Source organism: Bradyrhizobium jicamae (assembly GCF_018130695.1).
GTDB classification, from domain to species: Bacteria; Pseudomonadota; Alphaproteobacteria; order Rhizobiales; family Xanthobacteraceae; genus Bradyrhizobium; species Bradyrhizobium jicamae_B.
The window spans coordinates 18,352-38,091 of sequence record NZ_JAFCJX010000020.1 but is presented as its reverse complement, the minus strand read 5'-3'; the positions used below and the strand labels follow the sequence as shown (position 1 = coordinate 38,091).

The 19,740-nt window shown below is 65.5% G+C and carries 19 protein-coding genes and 1 tRNA gene; 6 read left to right on the top strand and 14 right to left on the bottom strand.

The features are described 5' to 3' along the window. Window positions 1-265: 265 nt before the first annotated feature. A complete protein-coding gene (gene typA, locus JQ604_RS26715; protein WP_212363659.1) occupies window positions 266-2,092 on the top strand; it encodes a translational GTPase TypA in 1,827 nt (608 codons plus the stop codon). A 16-nt stretch (window positions 2,093-2,108) separates the two neighbouring features. Next, a complete protein-coding gene (locus tag JQ604_RS26710; protein WP_212363658.1) occupies window positions 2,109-3,344 on the top strand; it encodes a flavin monoamine oxidase family protein in 1,236 nt (411 codons plus the stop codon). A gap of 4 nt (window positions 3,345-3,348) precedes the next feature. On the opposite strand, the gene JQ604_RS26705 is transcribed toward JQ604_RS26710, so the two are convergent. The 4 genes from JQ604_RS26705 to JQ604_RS26690 are packed head-to-tail and all read right to left on the bottom strand — an operon-like array spanning window position 3,349 to window position 6,509. Beyond that, on the bottom strand, window positions 3,349-3,756 hold the full coding sequence (locus tag JQ604_RS26705; RefSeq protein WP_212363657.1) for a thiol-disulfide oxidoreductase DCC family protein: 408 nt from the start codon (window positions 3,754-3,756) through the stop codon (window positions 3,349-3,351). Window positions 3,757-3,813: 57 nt separating this feature from the next. Beyond that, window positions 3,814-5,136, bottom strand: a complete 1,323-nt coding sequence (locus JQ604_RS26700) for an SDR family oxidoreductase (RefSeq protein ID WP_212363656.1) — start codon at window positions 5,134-5,136, stop codon at window positions 3,814-3,816. 9 nt (window positions 5,137-5,145) lie between these two features. Next, on the bottom strand, window positions 5,146-5,613 hold the full coding sequence (locus JQ604_RS26695; RefSeq protein ID WP_212363655.1) for a DUF2269 family protein: 468 nt from the start codon (window positions 5,611-5,613) through the stop codon (window positions 5,146-5,148). After that, a complete protein-coding gene (locus tag JQ604_RS26690) occupies window positions 5,610-6,509 on the bottom strand; it encodes a prolyl oligopeptidase family serine peptidase (RefSeq protein WP_212363654.1) in 900 nt (299 codons plus the stop codon). Before JQ604_RS26690 ends, JQ604_RS26695 begins: the two co-directional genes overlap by 4 nt. A 258-nt stretch (window positions 6,510-6,767) precedes the next feature. Here JQ604_RS26690 and JQ604_RS26685 point away from each other — a divergent pair, with 258 nt between their 5' ends. Together JQ604_RS26685 and ppa are read left to right on the top strand one after the other, a co-directional pair. Next, window positions 6,768-7,277, top strand: a complete 510-nt coding sequence (locus tag JQ604_RS26685) for a GNAT family N-acetyltransferase (RefSeq protein WP_212363653.1) — start codon at window positions 6,768-6,770, stop codon at window positions 7,275-7,277. Window positions 7,278-7,417: 140 nt separating this feature from the next. Beyond that, window positions 7,418-7,948 carry an inorganic diphosphatase gene (gene ppa, locus JQ604_RS26680; protein WP_212363652.1) on the top strand — a complete coding sequence of 177 codons (531 nt, stop codon included), beginning with the start codon at window positions 7,418-7,420 and terminating at the stop codon, window positions 7,946-7,948. A 44-nt stretch (window positions 7,949-7,992) separates the two neighbouring features. Here the strand turns inward: ppa and JQ604_RS26675 are convergent, their stop codons facing one another. From JQ604_RS26675 to JQ604_RS26665, 3 genes are read right to left on the bottom strand one after another with little or no spacing between them, the layout of a single operon-like run. Continuing rightward, window positions 7,993-8,877, bottom strand: a complete 885-nt coding sequence (locus JQ604_RS26675) for a bifunctional methylenetetrahydrofolate dehydrogenase/methenyltetrahydrofolate cyclohydrolase (RefSeq protein ID WP_212363651.1) — start codon at window positions 8,875-8,877, stop codon at window positions 7,993-7,995. 12 nt (window positions 8,878-8,889) lie between these two features. Further along, the gene (locus JQ604_RS26670) at window positions 8,890-9,210 is read right to left on the bottom strand and encodes a DUF167 domain-containing protein (protein ID WP_212363650.1); all 321 of its coding nucleotides are present in this window, start codon (window positions 9,208-9,210) and stop codon (window positions 8,890-8,892) included. A gap of 52 nt (window positions 9,211-9,262) precedes the next feature. Beyond that, entirely contained in the window at window positions 9,263-9,553 is a 291-nt protein-coding gene (locus tag JQ604_RS26665) for a YggT family protein (RefSeq protein ID WP_212363649.1), read from the bottom strand. A 181-nt stretch (window positions 9,554-9,734) separates the two neighbouring features. Here JQ604_RS26665 and JQ604_RS26660 point away from each other — a divergent pair. Further along, window positions 9,735-9,810 (top strand) — tRNA-Ala (locus JQ604_RS26660). A gap of 109 nt (window positions 9,811-9,919) precedes the next feature. Here the strand turns inward: JQ604_RS26660 and JQ604_RS26655 are convergent. The 7 genes from JQ604_RS26655 to JQ604_RS26625 all read right to left on the bottom strand — a co-directional run bounded on the left by JQ604_RS26655 (window position 9,920) and on the right by JQ604_RS26625 (window position 17,826). Beyond that, on the bottom strand, window positions 9,920-10,729 hold the full coding sequence (locus tag JQ604_RS26655; protein ID WP_212363648.1) for an enoyl-CoA hydratase: 810 nt from the start codon (window positions 10,727-10,729) through the stop codon (window positions 9,920-9,922). Window positions 10,730-10,857: 128 nt separating this feature from the next. Further along, window positions 10,858-11,646, bottom strand: coding sequence for a glutamine amidotransferase (locus tag JQ604_RS26650; protein ID WP_212363647.1), 789 nt, complete (start codon window positions 11,644-11,646; stop codon window positions 10,858-10,860). 135 nt (window positions 11,647-11,781) lie between these two features. Continuing rightward, a complete protein-coding gene (locus tag JQ604_RS26645; RefSeq protein WP_212363646.1) occupies window positions 11,782-12,561 on the bottom strand; it encodes an SDR family NAD(P)-dependent oxidoreductase in 780 nt (259 codons plus the stop codon). Window positions 12,562-12,801: 240 nt separating this feature from the next. Continuing rightward, on the bottom strand, window positions 12,802-13,305 hold the full coding sequence (locus JQ604_RS26640) for a TerB family tellurite resistance protein (protein WP_212363645.1): 504 nt from the start codon (window positions 13,303-13,305) through the stop codon (window positions 12,802-12,804). 242 nt (window positions 13,306-13,547) lie between these two features. Further along, entirely contained in the window at window positions 13,548-14,960 is a 1,413-nt protein-coding gene (locus tag JQ604_RS26635; protein ID WP_212363644.1) for an adenylate/guanylate cyclase domain-containing protein, read from the bottom strand. A gap of 43 nt (window positions 14,961-15,003) precedes the next feature. Then, window positions 15,004-16,389: a cytochrome P450 gene (locus JQ604_RS26630; protein ID WP_212363643.1), complete on the bottom strand. Its 1,386-nt coding sequence runs from the start codon at window positions 16,387-16,389 to the stop codon at window positions 15,004-15,006. 75 nt (window positions 16,390-16,464) lie between these two features. Then, window positions 16,465-17,826 carry a hydrolase gene (locus JQ604_RS26625; RefSeq protein WP_212363641.1) on the bottom strand — a complete coding sequence of 454 codons (1,362 nt, stop codon included), beginning with the start codon at window positions 17,824-17,826 and terminating at the stop codon, window positions 16,465-16,467. A 152-nt stretch (window positions 17,827-17,978) separates the two neighbouring features. Between JQ604_RS26625 and JQ604_RS26620 the strand changes: the two genes are divergently transcribed. Further along, entirely contained in the window at window positions 17,979-19,658 is a 1,680-nt protein-coding gene (locus JQ604_RS26620) for an MFS transporter (protein WP_212363639.1), read from the top strand. Window positions 19,659-19,740: the final 82 nt, after the last annotated feature.

Here is a 19,740-nt window from a genome sequence, read left to right as displayed (position 1 = left end):
GCAGAAACCCGTGGTCCGGGGCGCAAAATCGGTCAACCAAACCGCCAATAAACCATTGTTTTTTTGCGTTTTCTGACTATATTGCGCCGCAACGCGTAAGGTGTGCCCGGTCCATTGACCGGGCTTCCTTTTTGGGGCGATGCGTCCCCGTCAAATTTCTTAGGTATGAGCGTGATCGGGGCCGATTGGCCCACTGAGCGAACGGCCGGCCCTGTGGTCCGGCGAGATCGCGCTCAAGACCCTTTGCACGACCAGAAGAAGAGCCATGAACCTTCGTAACGTCGCCATCATCGCCCACGTCGACCACGGCAAGACCACCCTCGTCGACCGCCTGCTGCAGCAATCCGGGACCTATCGCGAGAACCAGAAGGTCACCGAGCGCGCCATGGACTCCAACGACCTGGAGCGTGAGCGCGGCATCACCATCCTGGCCAAGGCGGCCTCGGTGCAGTGGAAGGACACCCGCATCAACATCGTCGACACCCCCGGCCACGCCGATTTCGGCGGCGAGGTCGAGCGCATCCTCAACATGGTTGATGGCGCGCTGGTGCTGGTCGACGCTGCGGAAGGCCCGCTGCCGCAGACCAAGTTCGTGGTGTCCAAGGCGCTCAAGGTCGGCCTGAAGCCGATCGTCGTGATCAACAAGGTCGACCGCCCCGACGCGCGCCCGACCGAAGTCATCAACGAGGTGTTCGACCTGTTCGCGGCGCTCGACGCCAGCGAGGAGCAGCTCGACTTCCCCATTCTCTATGGATCGGCCAAGCAGGGCTGGATGGGCGACAGCCCGGAGGCCTCGCACGACGCCGGCATGCAGCCGCTGTTCGACCTGATCCTGCGCCACGTGCCGGCGCCGACCGTCGAGGAAGGTCCGTTCCGGATGATCGGCACCATCCTGGAAGCCAATCCCTATCTCGGCCGCATCATCACCGGCCGCATCACCTCGGGCGCCATCAAGCCGAACCAGGCGGTGAAGGTGCTCGGCGCCGACGGCAAGACCATCGAGCAGGGACGCATCACCAAGATCCTCGCGTTCCGCGGCATCGAGCGCACGCCGCTGGATGAAGCCGAAGCCGGCGACATCGTCGCCATCGCGGGCCTTACCAAGGGCACCGTCGCCGACACCTTCTGCGATCCCTCCGTCGAGGCGCCGCTGGTGGCGCAGCCGATCGATCCGCCGACCGTATCGATGTCGTTCATCGTCAACAACTCGCCGCTCGCCGGCACCGAAGGCGACAAGGTGACCTCGCGCATGATCCGCGACCGCCTGCTGCGCGAGGCCGAGGGCAACGTCGCGCTGCGCGTCGTCGAAGCCTCCGACAAGGATTCGATGGAGGTGTCGGGCCGCGGCGAATTGCAACTCGCGATCCTGATCGAGACCATGCGCCGCGAGGGTTTTGAGCTCTCGGTGTCGCGTCCGCGCGTCGTGCTGCAGAAGGACGAGGCCACCGGCCAGTGGCAGGAGCCGATCGAAGAGGTCGTGATCGACGTCGACGAGGAGCATTCCGGCGTCGTCGTGCAGAAGATGAGCGAGCGCAAGGCCGAGATGATCGAGATGCGCCCGTCCGGCGGCAACCGCCTGCGGCTGGTGTTCTACGCGCCGACCCGCGGCCTGATCGGCTATCAGGGCGAGTTGCTGACCGACACCCGCGGCACCGCGATCATGAACCGCATCTTCCACGGCTATGCCAACTACAAGGGCGAGATCCAGGGCCGCCGCAACGGCGTGCTGATCTCCAACGACCAGGGCGACGCGGTGGCCTATGCGATGTTCAAGCTGGAAGACCGCGGCCCGATGATGATCGAGCCGGGCTGGAAGGTCTATCGCGGCATGATCGTCGGCGAGCACACCCGCGACAATGATCTCGAGATCAACGTGCTGAAGGGCAAGCAGCTCACCAACATCCGCACGACCTCGAAGGACGAAGCGGTGCGCCTGACGCCACCGATCCGGATGACGCTGGAAAAGGCGCTGGCCTATATCGAGGACGACGAGCTCGTCGAGGTGACGCCGAAGTCGATCCGGCTGCGCAAGAAGCATCTCGATCCGAACGACCGCAAGCGCGCGGAGAAGGCCAAGGAAGCCGTCGCATAACGACGGCGGATACGCGATGGAGAGTGTCGACGTCGCCATCATCGGCGCAGGGGCCGCGGGACTGGGCGCTGCGAACGCGCTGAAAGACTCCGGCCTCTCGACCCTCGTCCTCGAAGCCCGCGACCGCCTCGGCGGCCGCGCGCATACGATCCAGGCGGCACCGGATGTCGTCTTCGATGTCGGCTGCGGCTGGCTGCACTCGGCCGACAAGAACTCGTTCGTCGGCATCGCCGGGCAGCTCAATTTCGAGCTCAACAAGTCGCTCCCGCCCTGGCGCGAGCGCGCCTATGGCCAGGCCTTCCCGCAAGCCGACCGCGACGAATTCGTCCGCGCCCTCGACGACTTCTACGACCGCATCGAGAAGGCTGCGCAGTCCGGCAAGGACGCGCCGGCGAACCGGTATCTCGCACCGGGCAATCGCTGGAACCCGATGATCAACGCGATCTCGACCTATGTGAACGGCTGCGAGCTCGACCAGGCCTCGATCCTCGATATCGACGCCTATGAGGACACCGACCACAACTGGCGCGTCCGCCGCGGCTATGGCGCGCTGGTCGCCGCCTACGGCGCAAGCGCGCCCGTCGCGCTGAACTGCGCGGTGACGCTGATCGATCATTCCGGCCCGCGCGTGCGGCTGGAAACCTCACGCGGCCGGCTTGAAGCCGGCAAGGTGATCGTCACCGTGCCGACCAATCTGATTGCCGACGAAGCGATCCGCTTCTCGCCGGCCCTCCCCGACAAGCTCGACGCCGCGCGCGGCCTGCCGCTCGGCCTCGCCGACAAGGTGACATTGGCCCTGGCCGATCCCGAGGCGCTGCCGAAGGAAGGCAATTTGCGCGGCGCCACCATGCGCACCGAGATGGGCACCTATCATATCCGCCCGTTCGGCCAGCCCTGCATCGAAGGCTTTTTCGGCGGCCGCTTCGCGCGAGCGCTCGAAGACGCCGGCGACGGCGCCATCGCCGCCCACAGCATCGACGAGATCACAGGCTTCCTCGGCAACGACTTCCGCCGCAAGCTGTCGCCCCTGAAGGAATCCCGCTGGGCCCACGACCCCTATGCGCGCGGCTCCTATTCCCACGCCCTCCCCGGTCACGCCGGCGCCCGCGCGGCGCTCGCGGCCCCCGTCGACGGCCGCCTGTTCTTCGCCGGCGAAGCCACCTCGCCGAACTTCTTCTCAACGGCGCATGGTGCGCGGGATTCGGGGGAGAGGGCGGCGAAGGAGGTGCTGATTGCATCAGCGCGCAAATAGAGCGCTACTCAATCACCCTCGCCCGCGCATCGGCGTCGGGCACGAAGCAGGACTCATACTTCCCGAAGATCTTGTACCGGTTCTTCGCGATCACGCTGTAGACCGCGTCCCGCAGCGGCTTCGGCACCGCGAACAGGACGCGGGTCCATTGCCATCCCGGCAGATGGCTCAGCACGGTGAGGGCTGCGTCGGATTTCAGATGCGCGACGCCGCCGTGGATCACGGCATTGGTGTCGGGATCAGCGGGGTCGATGCCGAAGGCGCGGGCGAGGCCACTGCCGTAGTCTGACTGGATCGGGGTGAAGCGGAAGCGGCGCGCGGTGTCGCGGGCGATCACGAAGCGGACCCAGCGCGAGCAGAAGATGCAGACGCCGTCATAGAGGATCACGTCGTCGTCGGGCCAGGTTGTCATCTCTATTCCTTGACGCGTTTTCTTCACGCGAACCGGTTCCCACTTCGCTTGAAAACGCTACCGGTTATCCAACATCAACAATGCGACCAGCATCAACACGATCGCGGGACCGGTTTTCACCAGCGCGCCGAGCGGCTCGATCCAGAGGTCGGGCGTGAGGATCGCGGCGCCGGCCATGTATCCGAGCGACGCCAAAATGCCCCAGATCAGGCCGAGCGCAGCGGTGCGGCGGACGGCGATCAGGACGCCGATCGACATGTCCATCAGGCTGGTCAGCACCGTGATCGGATCAACCAGTGCTGGCGGAAAGTGGTGCGCGCGCAAAATGCCGACGGCCGCGTCATACGAGATCACCAGCGCGATGAAGCCGGAGACGACCCAGAACAGCGTCAGGCTCACGAAGATCAGCGCCTTGATCAGGAACAGCCGCGCGAACCATTTGTCCTGGATGGTGGCCGCATGCGCGCCGAGCGCTTGCGCGATCGTCTTCGGCGCGATGCCGGTGGCCTGAATCCAGGCCGCGGGATCGCCGGTGACGCCGCGCCGCAGCTCGGCGATTGCAGTGGAGCGCAACGGCGGCATCCAGCCGAGGCGGCCGGCGAGATCGCCGAGCCTGGCGCCGAGATCGATCAGGAACGCGGGCGGGGTGATGCGCCAATGATTGGCCGTGCCGAGCGACCAGCGGAATTGGTCGATCACCCCGCCGAGCGTGATCGGCTGTGGCTGCATCAGGTCCCAGCTGACGGCGCGAACACTCGCGTCCGCGATGTCGCGTTCGGCGAGCCAGGCGATGGTCGCGCAGATGTCCTCGACCGCAACCGGCTGGAATGGCGTCGCGGCCTCCTTGGCGGGCAGATCGACCGGCAGCGCCGCCAGCGCGCGCAGCATGGCGCTGCCGCCATAGGCCGAGGGTGCGATCACGAAGCCCGGGCGCAGGATCGCGTGGGGGATACCCGACGCCTCGATCAGGCGTTCGGCCTCACGCTTGGTGGTGCTGAAGGCGGTGCGATCCTGGTTCGCGGCGCCGGGAATCGAGATGTGCACGAGCCGGACCGCGCGGCCGCTGTCGCGGATGCCCGCGAGCAAGCGCGCGACGAAATCGCGATGCACGGCGCGCGTATCGCTGCCGGGACCATCCTGCAGCACGCCGAGGCAATTGACCACGAGATCGGCCTCATGCTCCCGGATCAGCCGCGCCAGCGCCGCCGCATCCATCGCCATGATCGGCAGCTCGATATCGAGCGCGCCCACTTTCTGCGACGGCGACAGGCTTCGCGCGACACCCACGACATGAAAGCCGCGCGTGCGCAGATCGTCGGTGACGTAGCGACCGATCAGGCCGGAGGCGCCGAGCAGAAGGATGTTTCGTGCGGCTGCCATGAAGAATTCCTAGAACGGCTTTGCGATCATCAGCCACAGGATGATCATCACCGAGCCGAAGCCGGGAATACCAAACAGGAACCAGCGCCGGAAGAGCTGGAAATAACGCGGCGGCAGCGCCTGGCCTTTCTCCACGGCGGACTGTGCGAGGGTTCGCATCTCCATCTGCATGAAGACGACCGGCACCCAGAAAATCCCGGCGATGGCGTAGAGCACGAGCGAGGTGAGCAGCCAACCTTCCCTGATGCTCGTCGCCGACAGCATCATCAGCAGGCCGCCGCTGACCGGCTGCAGCAGCACTGCAGTCAGCGTGAAGATCATGTCGGCGATGACGACGGTCGACGCGGTGCGCGCGATGAAGGCGACATCGCCGCTCCGATGCGCCATCAGCATGAAGAACGCAATGCCGGTGCCCGTGCCGAGGATCACGATGGCACCGAGCACGTGCAGATATTTGACCAGGAAATACAGCGTCATCGCTTGCCGCTCGCGACAGGACGCACGGCCTTCAGCGCGCGATCGAGCTCGGATGCCGCAAGCTTCACGCCGTTCTCCTTCTCAGGCAGCCAATGCCCCTCACCGCCATATGCCGGCAGAACATGAAAATCGACCTTGCCGCCTGCCTTGGCGAAGGCGTCGGCGAGCTGGCGCGAGAAGGCGGGCGAGAAATAGCTGTCATTGGCGGCAACCAGCCAGGTGACGGGGATGCGCGCATGCGCGCCGAATTCGGCCGCGGATGCGATCAGCGTATGCGGCGCGCAGACCTGGTTTGGAAAATCATTGGCGCGGCCGCCGCGGCCCGGTGCGAACAGGATGATGCGCAACACGCCGCCGGGATTGTCGCTGGTGAGCGCCAGCGCGCCCCACGCGCCGGCGGAGTGGCCGACGATCACAGTGCCGTCGGCCCGGATGAAGGGCTGCTTGCGCAGATACTCCATCGCGGCGACGATCTCGTCGGCCGTTGCGCGACCGGAACGCGAATAATTCGCCTCATCACAGCCGCCCTGGTCCTCGACGTATTTGCCGCCGGTGGCGCCGTGACCGAGCCGTTCAGGCACCAGCACCGCAAAGCCACGCGCGACCAGGAAAGCGGCAAGCGCAGTATATTCCGGTTGCGGCGCCATCGCGCGATGCAGGACGTTCTGCGTCGTCGCATGCGCGATCAACGCGAGCGGAAAAGGCCCGTCGCCGGATGGGCGAAACAACAGCGCATGGGCCGGCGTCGCAGGATCTGGCGTAGGCACCAGCCATTGCTGGCGCCGGCCGGGCTCGGCTTCCGCGCCTTGCGCGCCGAGCGCCGGCTGTGCCGACGTGGCGGACGGAACGAGCATCATCAGGAGGGCCGCCGCCATTAACACTTTCACCTGCTGCATAAGCCTTCCTGACGCGGTACTCCCAAATCGCCCGCAGAATACCGACGACGAATCAAAGCGGACGAACTTTCCCCGTGACATAAACAGAGTCATCCTGCGCCGCCGCGGCCGCTCCGACATCGGTTGCCGCCCGCTCCAGCCGCAGCCTGTCCTTTTTCGGCACAAAGTTTCGCGAAACTGATGCAGAAAATCCACAGGTTAACCGATAATTAACGATAGGTCTTGCCGCCAGCGCGGCGACTTGGTTTGATTGTGTCCATGAGCACAACCCTGATCGAGGTCCGGCCGGCCAAAGCTGCAGACGCAGCCGCGGTGGCGTCTACCCATGACGAAGCCTGGCGCTCCGCGTATCAGGGCATCATCCCCGGCGCCGAGCTCGAGAAGCTGATCAACCGCCGCGGCCCGCAATGGTGGGACAGTGCGATCCGCAAGGGCAGCCGCGTCAGCGTGCTGGTGTTCGGCGACAAGATCGCGGGCTACGCCAACTACGGCCGCAACCGCGCCCGCAGCCTGCATTTCGAAGGCGAGATCTACGAGCTCTATCTGCGCCCGGAATTCCAGGGTCTCGGCTTCGGCCGCCGCCTGTTCACCGCCGCCCGCCGCGACCTCTTGCAGAGCGGGCTGAAGACCATGGTGATCTGGGCGCTGTCGGACAATGACGGCGCCACCGAGTTCTACCGGGCGCTGGGCGGCCGGATGGTGGCGCGCTCCTCGGAGCGTTTCGGGCCGAAGTCGCTCGACAAGGTCGCTTTCGCCTGGTCGAACTGAAAATCCTGCTTCTCTCGCAGCTGCAGCAAGGCTAAACCGGCCGGCAAGCGCTTTTGCGTGACCGCCTGCCCCCGGGCCGGCGGCGCGTCAGAACAACAAAATTCACATCATCCGACTTTCAACGCCACGCGGAGCAATCCATGCGTATCGACGCCATTTCGACCGGAAAGAATCCGCCCCACGACGTCAACGTCATCATCGAAGTCCCCGTGGGCGGCGAGCCGATCAAATACGAAATGGACAAGGAGGCCGGCACGCTGGTGGTCGACCGCTTCCTCTACACGCCGATGCGCTATCCCGGCAATTACGGCTTCATCCCGCACACCCTGTCCGGCGACGGCGATCCCTGCGACGTGCTGATCATCAACACCCGCGCGATCATCCCGGGCGCCGTGATGAGCGTGCGTCCGGTCGGCGTGCTGCTGATGGAGGACGAGGCCGGCGGCGACGAAAAGATCATCGCGGTGCCGTCGTCGAAGCTGACCATGCGCTACGACAAGGTGAAGAACTACAGCGACCTTCCCGACATCACGCTGCAGCAGATCCAGCACTTCTTCGAGCACTACAAGGATCTCGAGAAGGGCAAGTGGGTGAAGATCCTGCGCTGGGGCGATGCCGAGGAAGCCTGCAAGTTGATCCTGGAAGGCATCGAACGCGCGAACAAGACGTAAGACGATTGCTCCCTCGCCCCGCTCTTGCGGGGCGAGGGAAGAAATCACACCGCCGGCGCGGGCAGGCCGTGAATGCCGCAGGCCGCACGCAAGGTGTTCACCAAAAGGCACGCCACCGTCATCTGACCGACGCCGCCCGGCACCGGCGTGATCGCGCCGGCGACGTTGAGCGCCTCGGCATAGGCGACGTCGCCGACCAGCTTCGGCTTGCCGCCGGGCACCGGGATGCGGTTGATGCCGACATCGATCACGGTTGCGCCCGGTTTCAGCCAGTCGGCGCGCACCATCTCGGCCCGGCCAACCGCGGCGTAGACCAGATCGGCCTGGGCGCAGAGCTTTGGCAGATCGCGCGAGCGCGAATGCGCGATCGTCACCGTGGCGTTCTCGTTCAACAAGAGCTGCACCAGCGGCCGGCCGACCAGATTGGAGCGGCCGATCACGATCGCATTCATGCCTTCCAGCGAGGCATGCACGCTCTTGGTCAGGATGATGCAGCCGAGCGGCGTGCAGGGCGACAGCGCGGCAAAGCCGCCGGCGAGCCGGCCGGCATTGTTCGGATGCAGGCCGTCGACGTCCTTGGCCGGATCGATCGCGTTGATGATGGTCTCGGTATGCACGCCCTTCGGCAGCGGCAGCTGCACCAGGATGCCGTGCACCAGCGGATCACGGTTGAGCCGGCCGATCAGCGCCAGCAGCTCGTCCTGCGAAACCTCCGCCGGCAGCTTGTGCTCGAACGAGGCCATGCCGGCGGCCTGCGTCTGGGTATGCTTGCTGCGGACATAGACTTCGCTCGCCGGGTCGTTGCCGACCAGCACCACCGCAAGCCCCGGCGTGATCTGGTGGTCGCGCTTGACGCGGGCGACCTCGTCGGCGACGCGGGCGCGAAGCTCGGCGGCAATGATCTTTCCATCGATGATGCGGGCGGTCATGTCGGTCCTTTCTCAATCCGGCTTCGGCGCGGTCAGCTTTTTCAAGGCATCGCCAAGTTGCTTGGGATCGCCGTCGACCGCGACCTGCTTCAGCCGCGAGGTGGCACCGGACAGCAGCCTCACTCTCGCCTTGGGCACGCCGAGCGCCTTGGCGAGCAATTCCGTCACCGCACGGTTGGCCTCGCCGCCCTCGGCGATGGCGCGCACCCGCACTTTGACGACGGAGCGGCCATTGGCCAGTGTTTCAATCCCGTCGATATCGTCGCGGCCGCCACGTGGCGTCACCCGCAAGGCGACGCTGATGCCCTCGGTGGAGTAGCGCCAAGGGTCCATCAACAAGGGTCCATCAACAAGGATCCATCAAGATGGGTCCATCGAGACGCGGTCAGATCACGTTGGGGTAGATGTAATAGGCGATCACCCGCTGGATGAACAAGATGATCAGGATCACGATGATCGGCGAGATATCGAGCCCGCCCAGATTGGGCATCACGTTGCGGATCGGCCGCAGCACCGGCTCGGTGATTCGGTACAGGAACTCGGCCACCGCCGACACGAACTGGTTGCGCGTGTTCACGACGTTGAAGGCGACCAGCCAGGACAGGATCGCGGAGGCGATCAACAGCCAGACATAGAGATCGAGGACGATGACGACGATGTCGAGGACGGCGCGCATGTGGGGGAGCTCGCAGGGTGGGACAGCCTGCTAGATATCGGTTCATCCCCCCTCAAACAAGGGAAGTTCCCGGCAAAGAGGCTCGAAAACCGCAGTTTCACCGTCCTTGACTTGGCCTTGGGCGAGACTGTAAATGGCGCCCGATTGTCGGCCGGGATCCTCAGCAACACCCGGTCGCGATGGGGCCATAGCTCAGCTGGGAGAGCGCGTCGTTCGCAATGACGAGGTCGGCGGTTCGATCCCGCCTGGCTCCACCACGCTTCGCCCTTCGGGCTACGCGTGGCGCAGCCGCGCGGTGCCCGAAGGGTGAAGCGTGGTGTCCGGCGAAGCCCAAAGGGCGAAGACGGACTTACTCCGCAAGCCCCCTCACGTCCCCGTAAACCTTGGCGGCCGCTTCTCCACGAAACTCGCCACGCCTTCCTTGAAGTCATTCCCCTTCAGCGCGATCTGCATCTCGCGGTTGGCATCGATGGTCGCTTCGGCGAGCGTCTGGAACGGCACGTCGTAGAGCTGGCGCTTGATCACGGCGATTGCGCTCGGCGAGACGAAGTCGGCGAGGTCGCGCGCATAGGCATAGGTCTCCTCGCGCAATTTGTCGGCGGGGTACAGACGGTTGACGAGGCCGATGCGCAACGCCTCGTCGGCGGAGACGCGGCGTGCGGACATCAGAAGATCCAGCGCATGGGCGTGGCCGACGATGCGCGGCAACATCCAGCTGATGCCGTGCTCGGCGATCAGGCCGCGACGCGCGAAGGCCGTCGTGAACACCGCGGTGTCGGCGGCAAAGCGCAGGTCGCAATAGAGCGCATGCACGAGGCCGATGCCGGCAGTGGCGCCGTTCAGCATGCCGATGACGGGCTTCTTGATCGCGGGATAATAGGCGTAGCGCGTCTGCCAGTCGGCGCGGCGGTTCATGTCGAACGGAATGTTGTCGCCGCGGCGGACCTCGTTCGGATCGATGCCCTGCAGCGCGTCCATGTCGGCGCCGGCGCAGAAGCCGCGGCCCGCGCCGGTCAGCACGATGACGCGGACATTGTCGTCATTGGCTGCGGCCTCCATCGCGTGACGCACGTCGCGCTCCATGATCGCGGTCCACGCATTCATGCGGTCGGGGCGATTGAGCGTGATCGTCGCGATCTTGTCGGCGACGTCATAGAGGATGTGTTGGTAGCTCACGGCGATCTCCCAGCGCATTATTGTTGTTTGGCGCACGACCCGATCGGCCGCGCTAAGATTGCAGCGAGATTAACACATCCGAAAAAATGCAAAGACGAATTGCGCCGGCGCGATATTCCGCGCGACGGCTATTCAGCGGCCTGCAGCATCGCCACACGCGGCGCGCGCGTGATCCAGTCGTCGACAAAATCCTTCAGCCACGCGCGTTCGGCGGCATCGTGCACGGCGCGCTCGGCGAAATGCAGATGGCGCGGCTGGGCGCCCGGTGAGTCCATCCGCACGCAACCGCGCGTGGTCCAGCGATGCATCATCGCGTAGGTCACATCGGGATGAAACTGCAGGCCGAAGGCGTTGCCGAACTGAAACGCCTGCACCGGAAAGTCATCGCCCTCGGCAAGCAGCTCCGCGCCATCAGGCAGCTGGAAGCCCTCGCCATGCCAGTGATAGACCCGCGCCGGCCAATTCGGGCATAGCGCGCGGCCAGCCGCGGTCGGCCGGATCGGATAGTAGCCGCACTCGACCCGCCCCTCGATATGCGGCGCGACCCTGGCACCGAGCTGCCGCGCCAGCATCTGGGCGCCGAGGCAAATACCCAGGAACGGCCGCTGCTCGCGCAGGGCGACCTCGATCCAGTCGATCTCGTAGCGGACATATTCGTCGGAATCGTTGGCGCTCATCGGCCCACCGAACATCACGGCGCCAGCATGCTCATCGAGCGTGTCGGGGAGAGAATCACCAAACCGCGGACGGCGGATGTCGAGGGAATAACCCAGCGCGCGCAAGGCATTACCGATCCGTCCGGGGGTCGATGTCTCCTGATGCAGCACGATCAGGACCGGCCGCAATTTCGGCGTACCTAAGGGCGGCCTTCGGCTCGCGAAGGGCACCACGCTGGTTTGGTCGGACCGGAACAACATCGCCTCTGGCTCAACTATTCGGCAGTCAGGAAAAGATCATAGCTAAGTGATTCTTAATTTCGTGTGAGTTCGAGCACACTCACGTGACCTGTGAGGCAAATCACGGGCCAACCAGATCCGATCGGGGTGAGGAGATCAGCGCTTGCGGAGCTGGAAGCCGCCGACCGCGTGCAGGATGAAGGAGCGCGGGAAAAAGCGGAGCAGGAACGGCACCAACTTGATGAAGGCGCCCGGCAGCACGGCGCGCTTGTTGGCCATCAGGCCGCGATAGGCCTGCTGGGCGACATCGGCCGGTGAGACATTGAGGATCGCCGAATCGAATCCGGGCGCAAAGCCGGCGCGGGCCTGGAACTCCGAGGGCACCGGACCCGGACAGACCACGGTGACGCGGACGCCCTGCGGCGCGAGCTCGCAGCGGAGCGCCTCCGAGAACGACAGCACATAGGCCTTGGAGGCGTAATAGACGGCCATGCCGGGGCCGGGCAGGAAGCCCGCGATCGAGCCGAGATTGAGGATGCCGCCGCGGTTGCGGATCAGCTGATCGGCAAAGCGCAGCGACAGGTCGGTCAGTGCCCGAATATTGACCGCGATGCTGTCGAGCTGCTCAGCCCGGTCGCGTTTGATGGCAAGGCCGAACAGACCGAAGCCGGCATTGTTGACCAGATATTCGAGCTCGACGCCAGCGGCCGCCAGCGCATCGGCGATCTTGTCACCGGCGTCGTTCTGCTTGAGATCGCAGGGAATCACGATCGGCGCCGGGCCGCCCTTGCCGGCGAGCTCGCGCGCGAGCGCTTCGAGGCGATCGGCACGCCGCGCCACCAGGGCCACACGGTGACCATTGGAAGCAAAAACCCGTGCCAGTTCGGTGCCTATGCCCGCCGATGCTCCGGTTATCAGCGTCACACGCTCAGTCACGATACAATCTCTTAAATTCAAATTTCCGGACGGCCACGAACGCCGCGACGAGAGCATAGGGGCATGGTGCGATGCAAGCCACCTGTCAACATATCGGTATGCAGATAGGCCTGAGGTTTGAATTGAAATGCAGCAATATCAAGCGCTCTCGCGCAGGAACGTCGCCGGCCTCCATCCAGATTAAAGTTTCGTCATCTCTGAAAGCGGCGCGACGATGGCCTGCGCGAGCAGACCAACGTGTCAGATTGCCGCGTCGGCGGTGCCCCAGGGGCCCTTCGGCAACGCAGCCTGCTTCTCGGCCACGCGATGCTTGAGATCGAGGCGGTCGCGCGATGAAATTGCGAGCAGGTCGGCGGCGCGCCACACCACATTGTCCTCGAACTCGCTGACCTGTCCGTCGGCATAGACCAGCTCCCACATCATCTCGACGATGCGCAGCCGGCCTTCCTCGTTGACCGAACGCATGATGACGCTGGTGAAATGATACAGATCGACCGCCTCACCCTCGACCCGCGTCGCCGAGGCGATCAATCGGTCGGCGGTGCCGGGATCGAGCTTGAAACGGCTTTCGATCAGGCTGTGCAGCTTGCGCTTCTCGACCGGGCTCGGCTCGCCGTCGAGCGAGATGACGTGCACCAGCAGCGCGGTAGCCGCCAGCCGATAATCGGTATCGTCGAATGCCCTGTCGCCTTGCGAGTCAGATGAGACGATATCGGAGATGAATTGGCGCAGGCCGTCGAGCATCGCGATCTCTGTGCTGTCTGTGTTGAAAGCTATATGGCGTGGAAACCGAACCCGCGCAATCGGCGCGGGTTCCCGCAAGCGCATTACGTTTAGGCAATCTGGCTGGATTTCGTCGTCATTGCGTAGGGTGGGCAAAGCGCAGCGTGCCCACCTTCACGAGCACTCCGCAGATGGTGGGCACGTCGCTGCGCTCCTTTGCCCACCCTACGAAGCTCGCAATGACGGGGAGAGAGCTGCGCCGCTCAAGGTATCTCGTACACCACCATCTTGTCGGCGATGCCGCGCAGCGCGGCTTGCTTCTGGATCGGCTTGATCGACGCCTTCTCCAGGATGCTCGCGACCTCGGCCGATTCGATCACCGGCTGCGTGAGGTGGATTTCCTGCGACGTCGACAGGCTCTGCACGCGCGCCGCGATATTCACGGTCTGGCCGAAATAATCCTGCCGTTCGTTTAGCATCACCGCGAGGCACGGCCCCTCGTGGATCCCGATCTTGACGATCAGATCCTCCTTGCCGCGCTCGGCGTTGAGCTTCTGCATCGCGGCGCGCATCCGCAAGCCCGCATTGAGCGCGTGCTCGGGGCGGATGAAGGTCGCCATCACGGCGTCGCCGATCGTCTTCACGACGGCGCCGCGCTCCGACGAGATGATCTCGAGCAGCGCGTGGAAATGCGCGCGCACCAGATCGAACGCGACAATGTCGCCGACGCGCTCATAGAGCGCGGTCGAGCCCTTCAGATCGGTGAACAGGAAGGTCAGCGCGGTGATCTTCAGCCGCTGGTCGCCATTGAGATTGTCGGCCTTGTAGACGTCGCGAAACGTCTGATTGCTCAGCATCCGCTTTGCGGTGAGGATCGGCTTGCGCTTGCCGATCATCTCATGCAGCGCATCGGATGCGACCCACACCGCCGGCAGCACGCGGGTGTCGGTCTGATTCTCCAGCGACAGCCGCAGCGGACCCGGCCGCAGCACCGTGGTGCCGGTCGGCGCCTGCAACTTGTTGAACACGATCGAGTACTGCTGGCGCTCGGTGGTCGGCTCGCCCTGCACGTCGAAGAAATGCGCTGAATGCGTCACCGGCTCGAACACGATCAGGAACTGCTTCGGCAGCTGCAGCGACAGCAGCGCCTTCTCGCCGGCCGGCAACTCCAGCGCCTCCAGCGTCACCTCTTTCAGCATCTGGTCGAGCGTATCTTCGTTGAGCTCGAGGCCCGAGCTCCAGAACATCTGGCGGACATATTCCCAGATCGGCAGCGTGTTCGGATCATGCGCGCCGATGCGGCGCACCCGCGGGCTGACGGTGAAGGCGACCTCGACGAGATCGTCGACGGAGGCCTCATAGCCGGCGGCGCAGAGCGCGCAATTGTAATCGTCGTGACGCAGCGACTTCAGCGTCGAATGCGCATCGAGCACGCCGCCGCAGCCGGGACACAACACGTTCCAGCTCATGTCGAACAGGCCGAGCCGCGAGGCATGCAGGAAGCCGGAGATCACCTTCTCCTGGTCGAGCCCGGTACGGTTGGAGAAATCGAGCAGGTTGATGCGGTTGAGATCGCGATCCTGTCCGTCAGCGATCAGTTTCTGCATCGCATCGACAACGGCCGGGTCGGCCGTCTGTCGGAGGACTGCGAACTGGGCCTGGGTGTTGTCGTTCATGGTGACCTAGATGATACCTCAGGATTATCCGCGCAAGAGGATATTACCGCGGCGTGATCGCGAACATCGGGGAGCGGTTGGGCTGCGTCGTCACCACGCCGATCGGCAGCACCGGCTCCTTGTCGGCAAGTGCAACGCGGAAGGCGCCGATCAGCTTGGCCAGCGCCAGCGTGGCCTCGACCAGGGCAAAATGCGCGCCGATGCAGACGCGGGCGCCGACGCCGAACGGCAGATAGGCGAAGCGATCCGGCGGCGTTCCCGTCATGAATCGCTGCGGCACGAAGGCGTTGGGATCGCGCCAGAGTTTTTCGTGACGATGCAGCAGCCACGGCGCGATGAGGATCACGTCCCCTGTCCTGACCGGCCGGCCCGCGATCGTGTCAGGCCCCGCTGCGGCGCGCGCAATCAGGAAGGCCGGCGGATAGAGCCGCATGGTCTCGTCGATCACCGCGCGGGTGAATTTCAGCCGCTCGAGCTCGAGCGCGCCGGAGGCCGTCACGCTGCGCACTTCGGCCGCGAGCTGCTCCTGCGTCGCCGGATCGAGCGCGAGCAGATACAGCGCCCAGAACAGCGCGGTCGCGGTGGTCTCGTGGCCGGCCAGGATCATGGTCGCGACCTCATCGCCGAGCTGCGCGTCGTTGAAGGCGGCGCCGGTCTCTGGATCGCGCGCGGCGCCCATCAGGTCGAACAGGTCGCGCGCCGGCGCGTCCGCATCCTTGCCGGCGGCGCGGCGTTCGGCCATCAGCTGGCCGACGAAGGCGGTCCAGCGCTTGCGGAAACGGGCGCGGCGAAAATCCTGCGGGCTCGGCCAATTCAGCGGCAGCAGCAAATCAAGCATGTGCGGCCGCGCCAGCGTCTCGCCATACTCCATCACGAAGTCGCGCAGCGCCGCGCCGTGACGGTCCATGCCGAACGAGAACATGGTGCGGCCGGCGATCTCCAGCGTCATCCGCTGCATCGCCTCGCGCAGATCCACCGGGCCATTGCTCGCGGTCTTCAGCTTGGCGATCGTCTCATCGGTCGCCGTGATCATGTAGGGCTCAAGCGTCGTCACCGCGCGCGGCGTGAACGCAGGCGAGAGCGTGCGGCGCTGGTGCTTCCAGGCGCGTCCCTCGGCGATCAGCAGGCCCTCGCCGAGGATCGGGCGCAGCACGCGGATGCCGGCCCGCGTCCGGACGTAATTCTCGTAATTGTCGACCAGCACATGCCGGATCGCATCCGGCGTGTTGAGGATGAAGCTGGAGCGGCCGAAAAAGCGGCCCTGGACGATGTCGTCCTCGTAGGCGCGCTGGCCCCAGCTCTCGATCGGCGAGTGGCGGATCGCTCGCATCCGGCCGAACGCGGTCATGTTGTCGGGCGCGCGCGGCGGGGCCGGCGGCACCAGCGGATGCCGCGTGACCGTCATGTCGTAGACTTCGGCAATGCTCATGGTGTCAGCTCCTGCCTCAGGCGACGTCCAATTCAGCCACGCGATCCCGGCGCCAACAAGGCATCTGGGAATTAGCTAATAAGTCAGCTCGGCCACGGCAATCCGGTTCTCGGAAGCCGGCCAGGCTCGCACCACGATCCGCTCCTCGTTGAAGATGCCGACCACGGCGCGGCCGATCTCGCCGGCAGGCAGCCGCAGTGTCGCAACTGCATCGGTCGGCACGCCCGGCTTCACGTCCGTCGGCTCCTTGCCGTCGAGCAGCACGACATCGCGCGGTAGCCCGAAATAGCCGCGCGGCCGCGACAGCAGCACGATCGCGCCGGCGCCGGCATCGGCCTGCGCCATCGGCCGCGCGGCGCGCAAATGCACGATGTCGGAGGAGCGCGGGAACGGCGAACGATAGAAATGCGTCGTGACCGAGCCGGGGGATGTCAGCACGATCTCGAGCGACCACGACGGATCGACCTGCGCGGGACCCCAGCGGCCATCGGCGCCGGTCTGCGAGCTATGAATCGGCCCGCCCATGCGTTCACCGGTTTCCGCGGCAACGTGATAGACGTCAACGGTCGCACCCGAGACCGGGCGATTGGTCTGCATACCGCCCGGCGTGCCCGTGACGAGGCCGCTGAGCCGGACCTCACGCTCAGGCACGATCTCCATGTGCGAGGGCTCGCGTCCGGCGATGAATTTGTAGATCTCGCGGAAGGCGCGCGGATGATACGCGGTCTCGCGATGATCGATCGCGCCGAGCGCGAGATTTTTGGCGCCTTTCAGCTCCGGACCTTCGTTGGTCACGTTGGTCGGGGTGCCCGGTTTGCCGACGAAGCGGCCATCGGCTTGCGCATATTTGTCGAGCCCGTCGCTGCGCAGCGTCAGGAACGCGGTGCCCGGCGTGACCTCGCTCTCGCCCTCGTTCAGGCCGCGCAGGAACGGGCCGCGGCCGTTGAACTCGTTGCCGAGCCCGTCATCCCAGGCGAATACGCCGTGATTGGGCGTGCCGCACAGCACGGCGTGGCTGACATCTGCACCGCCACCATTCTTGACGACGTTGCGGATCGCATTGCCGCCGCGGGAATTGCCGACCAGCGCGACGCGCGACGCACCAGTCTTCTGCTTCAGCTCCTTGATCGCCTCGCTAAGCTCGCGGCGCGCGTCTTCCGTCGACGAGCGGCCCGGCTGCTCGACCTTGTCGTCATTGCGCGCCAGGGGGTCGGTGAAGTTGATCGCAAACATCCGATCGCGCGGCACGCCGTTGGACTCCATCCGCCACAGCGTCGTCATCCAGAGCGGCGCGTGATCGCCATTGCCGTGCACGAACAGGATCGGCGGAACGTCGGCGACGGGCGTCGACTGCGCAAAGGCCGGAACAGCAAAATTGGCCCCCAGCAATGGCAGGGCGCTGGCCCCCTTCAGGATCGTCCGTCGCGACAGCTTCATTTCGCCCCTCCCTCTCACGCTTTTCGCTACTTTAGCTGTGCCCTACGCCCGCGAACAGTGCCGTAACTACTGGACAGGACAGGGTTTTCACAGGCATCAGTGTTCTCTGCAGATTTCATCGGCAAGCCATAGCAGGCCAAACGGAACCGGATATGACCGAACCGCCGAAACGCACCGACAGTATCACTGCACCTCTCAAATACTCGGTGTTCCGGCGGATCTGGCTCGCCAGCCTGCTCTCCAACCTCGGCATCCTGATCCAGGGCGTCGGTGCGGCCTGGGCGATGACCCAGATGACGTCCTCGGCCGACAAGGTCGCGCTGGTGCAGACCGCCTTGATGCTGCCGATCATGCTGATCTCGATGCCGGCCGGCGCCATCGCCGACATGCACGACCGCCGGGTCGTCGCGATGGCCTCGCTCGTGATCGCGCTGACCGGCGCCACGGCGCTGACGGTGCTGGCCTGGCTCAATCTGGTGACGCCGAACCTGCTGCTGGCGCTGTGCTTCATCGTCGGCAGCGGCATGGCGCTGTTCGGCCCGGCCTGGCAGTCCTCGGTCAGCGAGCAGGTGCCGGGCGAGACGCTGCCGGCCGCGGTCGCGCTGAACGGCATCAGCTACAACATCGCGCGCAGCTTCGGCCCGGCGATCGGCGGCATTATCGTCGCATCCCTGGGCGCGGTCGCAGCGTTTGCGGCCAACGCGGTGCTCTATCTTCCGCTGCTGGTGGTCCTGTTCCTGTGGGAGCGCGTCAGCGAGCCGTCGCGGCTGCCGCGCGAGCGGCTGACCCGCGCCATGGTCTCGGGCGTGCGCTACATCACCAATTCGCCGTCGATCAAGATCGTGCTGACCCGCACCATGGTCACCGGCATCATCGGCGGCTCGGTCTCGGCGCTGATGCCGCTGGTGGCGCGCGACCTCTTGCATGGCGGCGCACAGACCTACGGCATCATGCTCGGCGCTTTCGGCATGGGCGCGGTGATCGGCGCGCTCAACATCAGCGAGGTGCGGCGGCGGCTCAGCGGCGAAGCCGCGGTGCGCGCCTGTGCGCTGTCGATGGCGGGTGCGATTGCGGCGGTGGCGCTCAGCAAGGAGCCGGTGATCACGGCGGCCGCGCTGGTGGTTGCCGGCGCGGTGTGGATGCTGGCGGTGGCGCTGTTCAATATCGGCGTGCAGCTGTCGGCACCACGCTGGGTCGCGGGCCGCTCGCTCGCCGCCTTCCAGGCCTCGATCGCGGGCGGCATCGCGATCGGCAGCTGGGGCTGGGGCCATCTCACCGACATCGCCGGCGTCGAGACCGCGCTGCTGGTTTCCGCAGTGCTGATGCTGCTGTCGCCGCTGCTCGGCATCTGGCTGCGGATGCCGCCGGTCGGGGCGCGCAACGAGGCCGCGACCGAGGCGCTCGCCGATCCCGAGGTGCGGCTGCAGCTCACCGGCCGCAGCGGCCCGCTGGTGGTCGAGATCGAATACCGCGTCGCCCAGGACGACGCCCGCGCCTTCCACAATGTGATGCAGGAGGTGCAGCTCAGCCGGCAGCGCAACGGCGCCTATGGCTGGTCGATCGCCCGCGACATCGCCGATCCTGAGCTGTGGACCGAGCGCTACCACTGCCCGACCTGGCTCGATTTCCTGCGCCAACGCAATCGCGCCACCCAGCTCGAGCGCGAGCTGCATCAGAAGGCGATCGACTTCCACATGGGCCCGGACCCGGTGCGGGTGCGCCGGATGCTGGAGCGTCCATTCGGCTCGGTGCGCTGGAAGGAAGAGACGCCGGACCGCGCCGCCAACGAGGTGCTGCCCGTGGTCGCGACCGCGGCGGGAAGCAGCACCTGATCTGACGACCGCACCGCAACCGCCTTGTCCCACGACGGGCATCGTGCGTCCGGCTCGCTAAGCCGGATCGCCGGCTGATCTC

Excerpts from the sequence above, each read along its gene's own strand:
- typA (WP_212363659.1), top strand. The coding sequence starts at position 266 with ATGAACCTTCGTAACGTCGCCATCATCGCCCACGTCGACCACGGCAAG.
- JQ604_RS26710 (WP_212363658.1), top strand. The coding sequence starts at position 2,109 with ATGGAGAGTGTCGACGTCGCCATCATCGGCGCAGGGGCCGCGGGACTG.
- JQ604_RS26705 (WP_212363657.1), bottom strand. The coding sequence starts at position 3,756 with ATGACAACCTGGCCCGACGACGACGTGATCCTCTATGACGGCGTCTGC.
- JQ604_RS26700 (WP_212363656.1), bottom strand. The coding sequence starts at position 5,136 with ATGGCAGCCGCACGAAACATCCTTCTGCTCGGCGCCTCCGGCCTGATC.
- JQ604_RS26695 (WP_212363655.1), bottom strand. The coding sequence starts at position 5,613 with ATGACGCTGTATTTCCTGGTCAAATATCTGCACGTGCTCGGTGCCATC.
- JQ604_RS26690 (WP_212363654.1), bottom strand. The coding sequence starts at position 6,509 with ATGCAGCAGGTGAAAGTGTTAATGGCGGCGGCCCTCCTGATGATGCTC.
- JQ604_RS26685 (WP_212363653.1), top strand. The coding sequence starts at position 6,768 with ATGAGCACAACCCTGATCGAGGTCCGGCCGGCCAAAGCTGCAGACGCA.
- ppa (WP_212363652.1), top strand. The coding sequence starts at position 7,418 with ATGCGTATCGACGCCATTTCGACCGGAAAGAATCCGCCCCACGACGTC.
- JQ604_RS26675 (WP_212363651.1), bottom strand. The coding sequence starts at position 8,877 with ATGACCGCCCGCATCATCGATGGAAAGATCATTGCCGCCGAGCTTCGC.
- JQ604_RS26670 (WP_212363650.1), bottom strand. The coding sequence starts at position 9,210 with ATGGACCCTTGGCGCTACTCCACCGAGGGCATCAGCGTCGCCTTGCGG.
- JQ604_RS26665 (WP_212363649.1), bottom strand. The coding sequence starts at position 9,553 with ATGCGCGCCGTCCTCGACATCGTCGTCATCGTCCTCGATCTCTATGTC.
- JQ604_RS26650 (WP_212363647.1), bottom strand. The coding sequence starts at position 11,646 with ATGTTGTTCCGGTCCGACCAAACCAGCGTGGTGCCCTTCGCGAGCCGA.
- JQ604_RS26640 (WP_212363645.1), bottom strand. The coding sequence starts at position 13,305 with ATGCTCGACGGCCTGCGCCAATTCATCTCCGATATCGTCTCATCTGAC.
- JQ604_RS26635 (WP_212363644.1), bottom strand. The coding sequence starts at position 14,960 with ATGAACGACAACACCCAGGCCCAGTTCGCAGTCCTCCGACAGACGGCC.
- JQ604_RS26630 (WP_212363643.1), bottom strand. The coding sequence starts at position 16,389 with ATGAGCATTGCCGAAGTCTACGACATGACGGTCACGCGGCATCCGCTG.
- JQ604_RS26625 (WP_212363641.1), bottom strand. The coding sequence starts at position 17,826 with ATGAAGCTGTCGCGACGGACGATCCTGAAGGGGGCCAGCGCCCTGCCA.
- JQ604_RS26620 (WP_212363639.1), top strand. The coding sequence starts at position 17,979 with ATGACCGAACCGCCGAAACGCACCGACAGTATCACTGCACCTCTCAAA.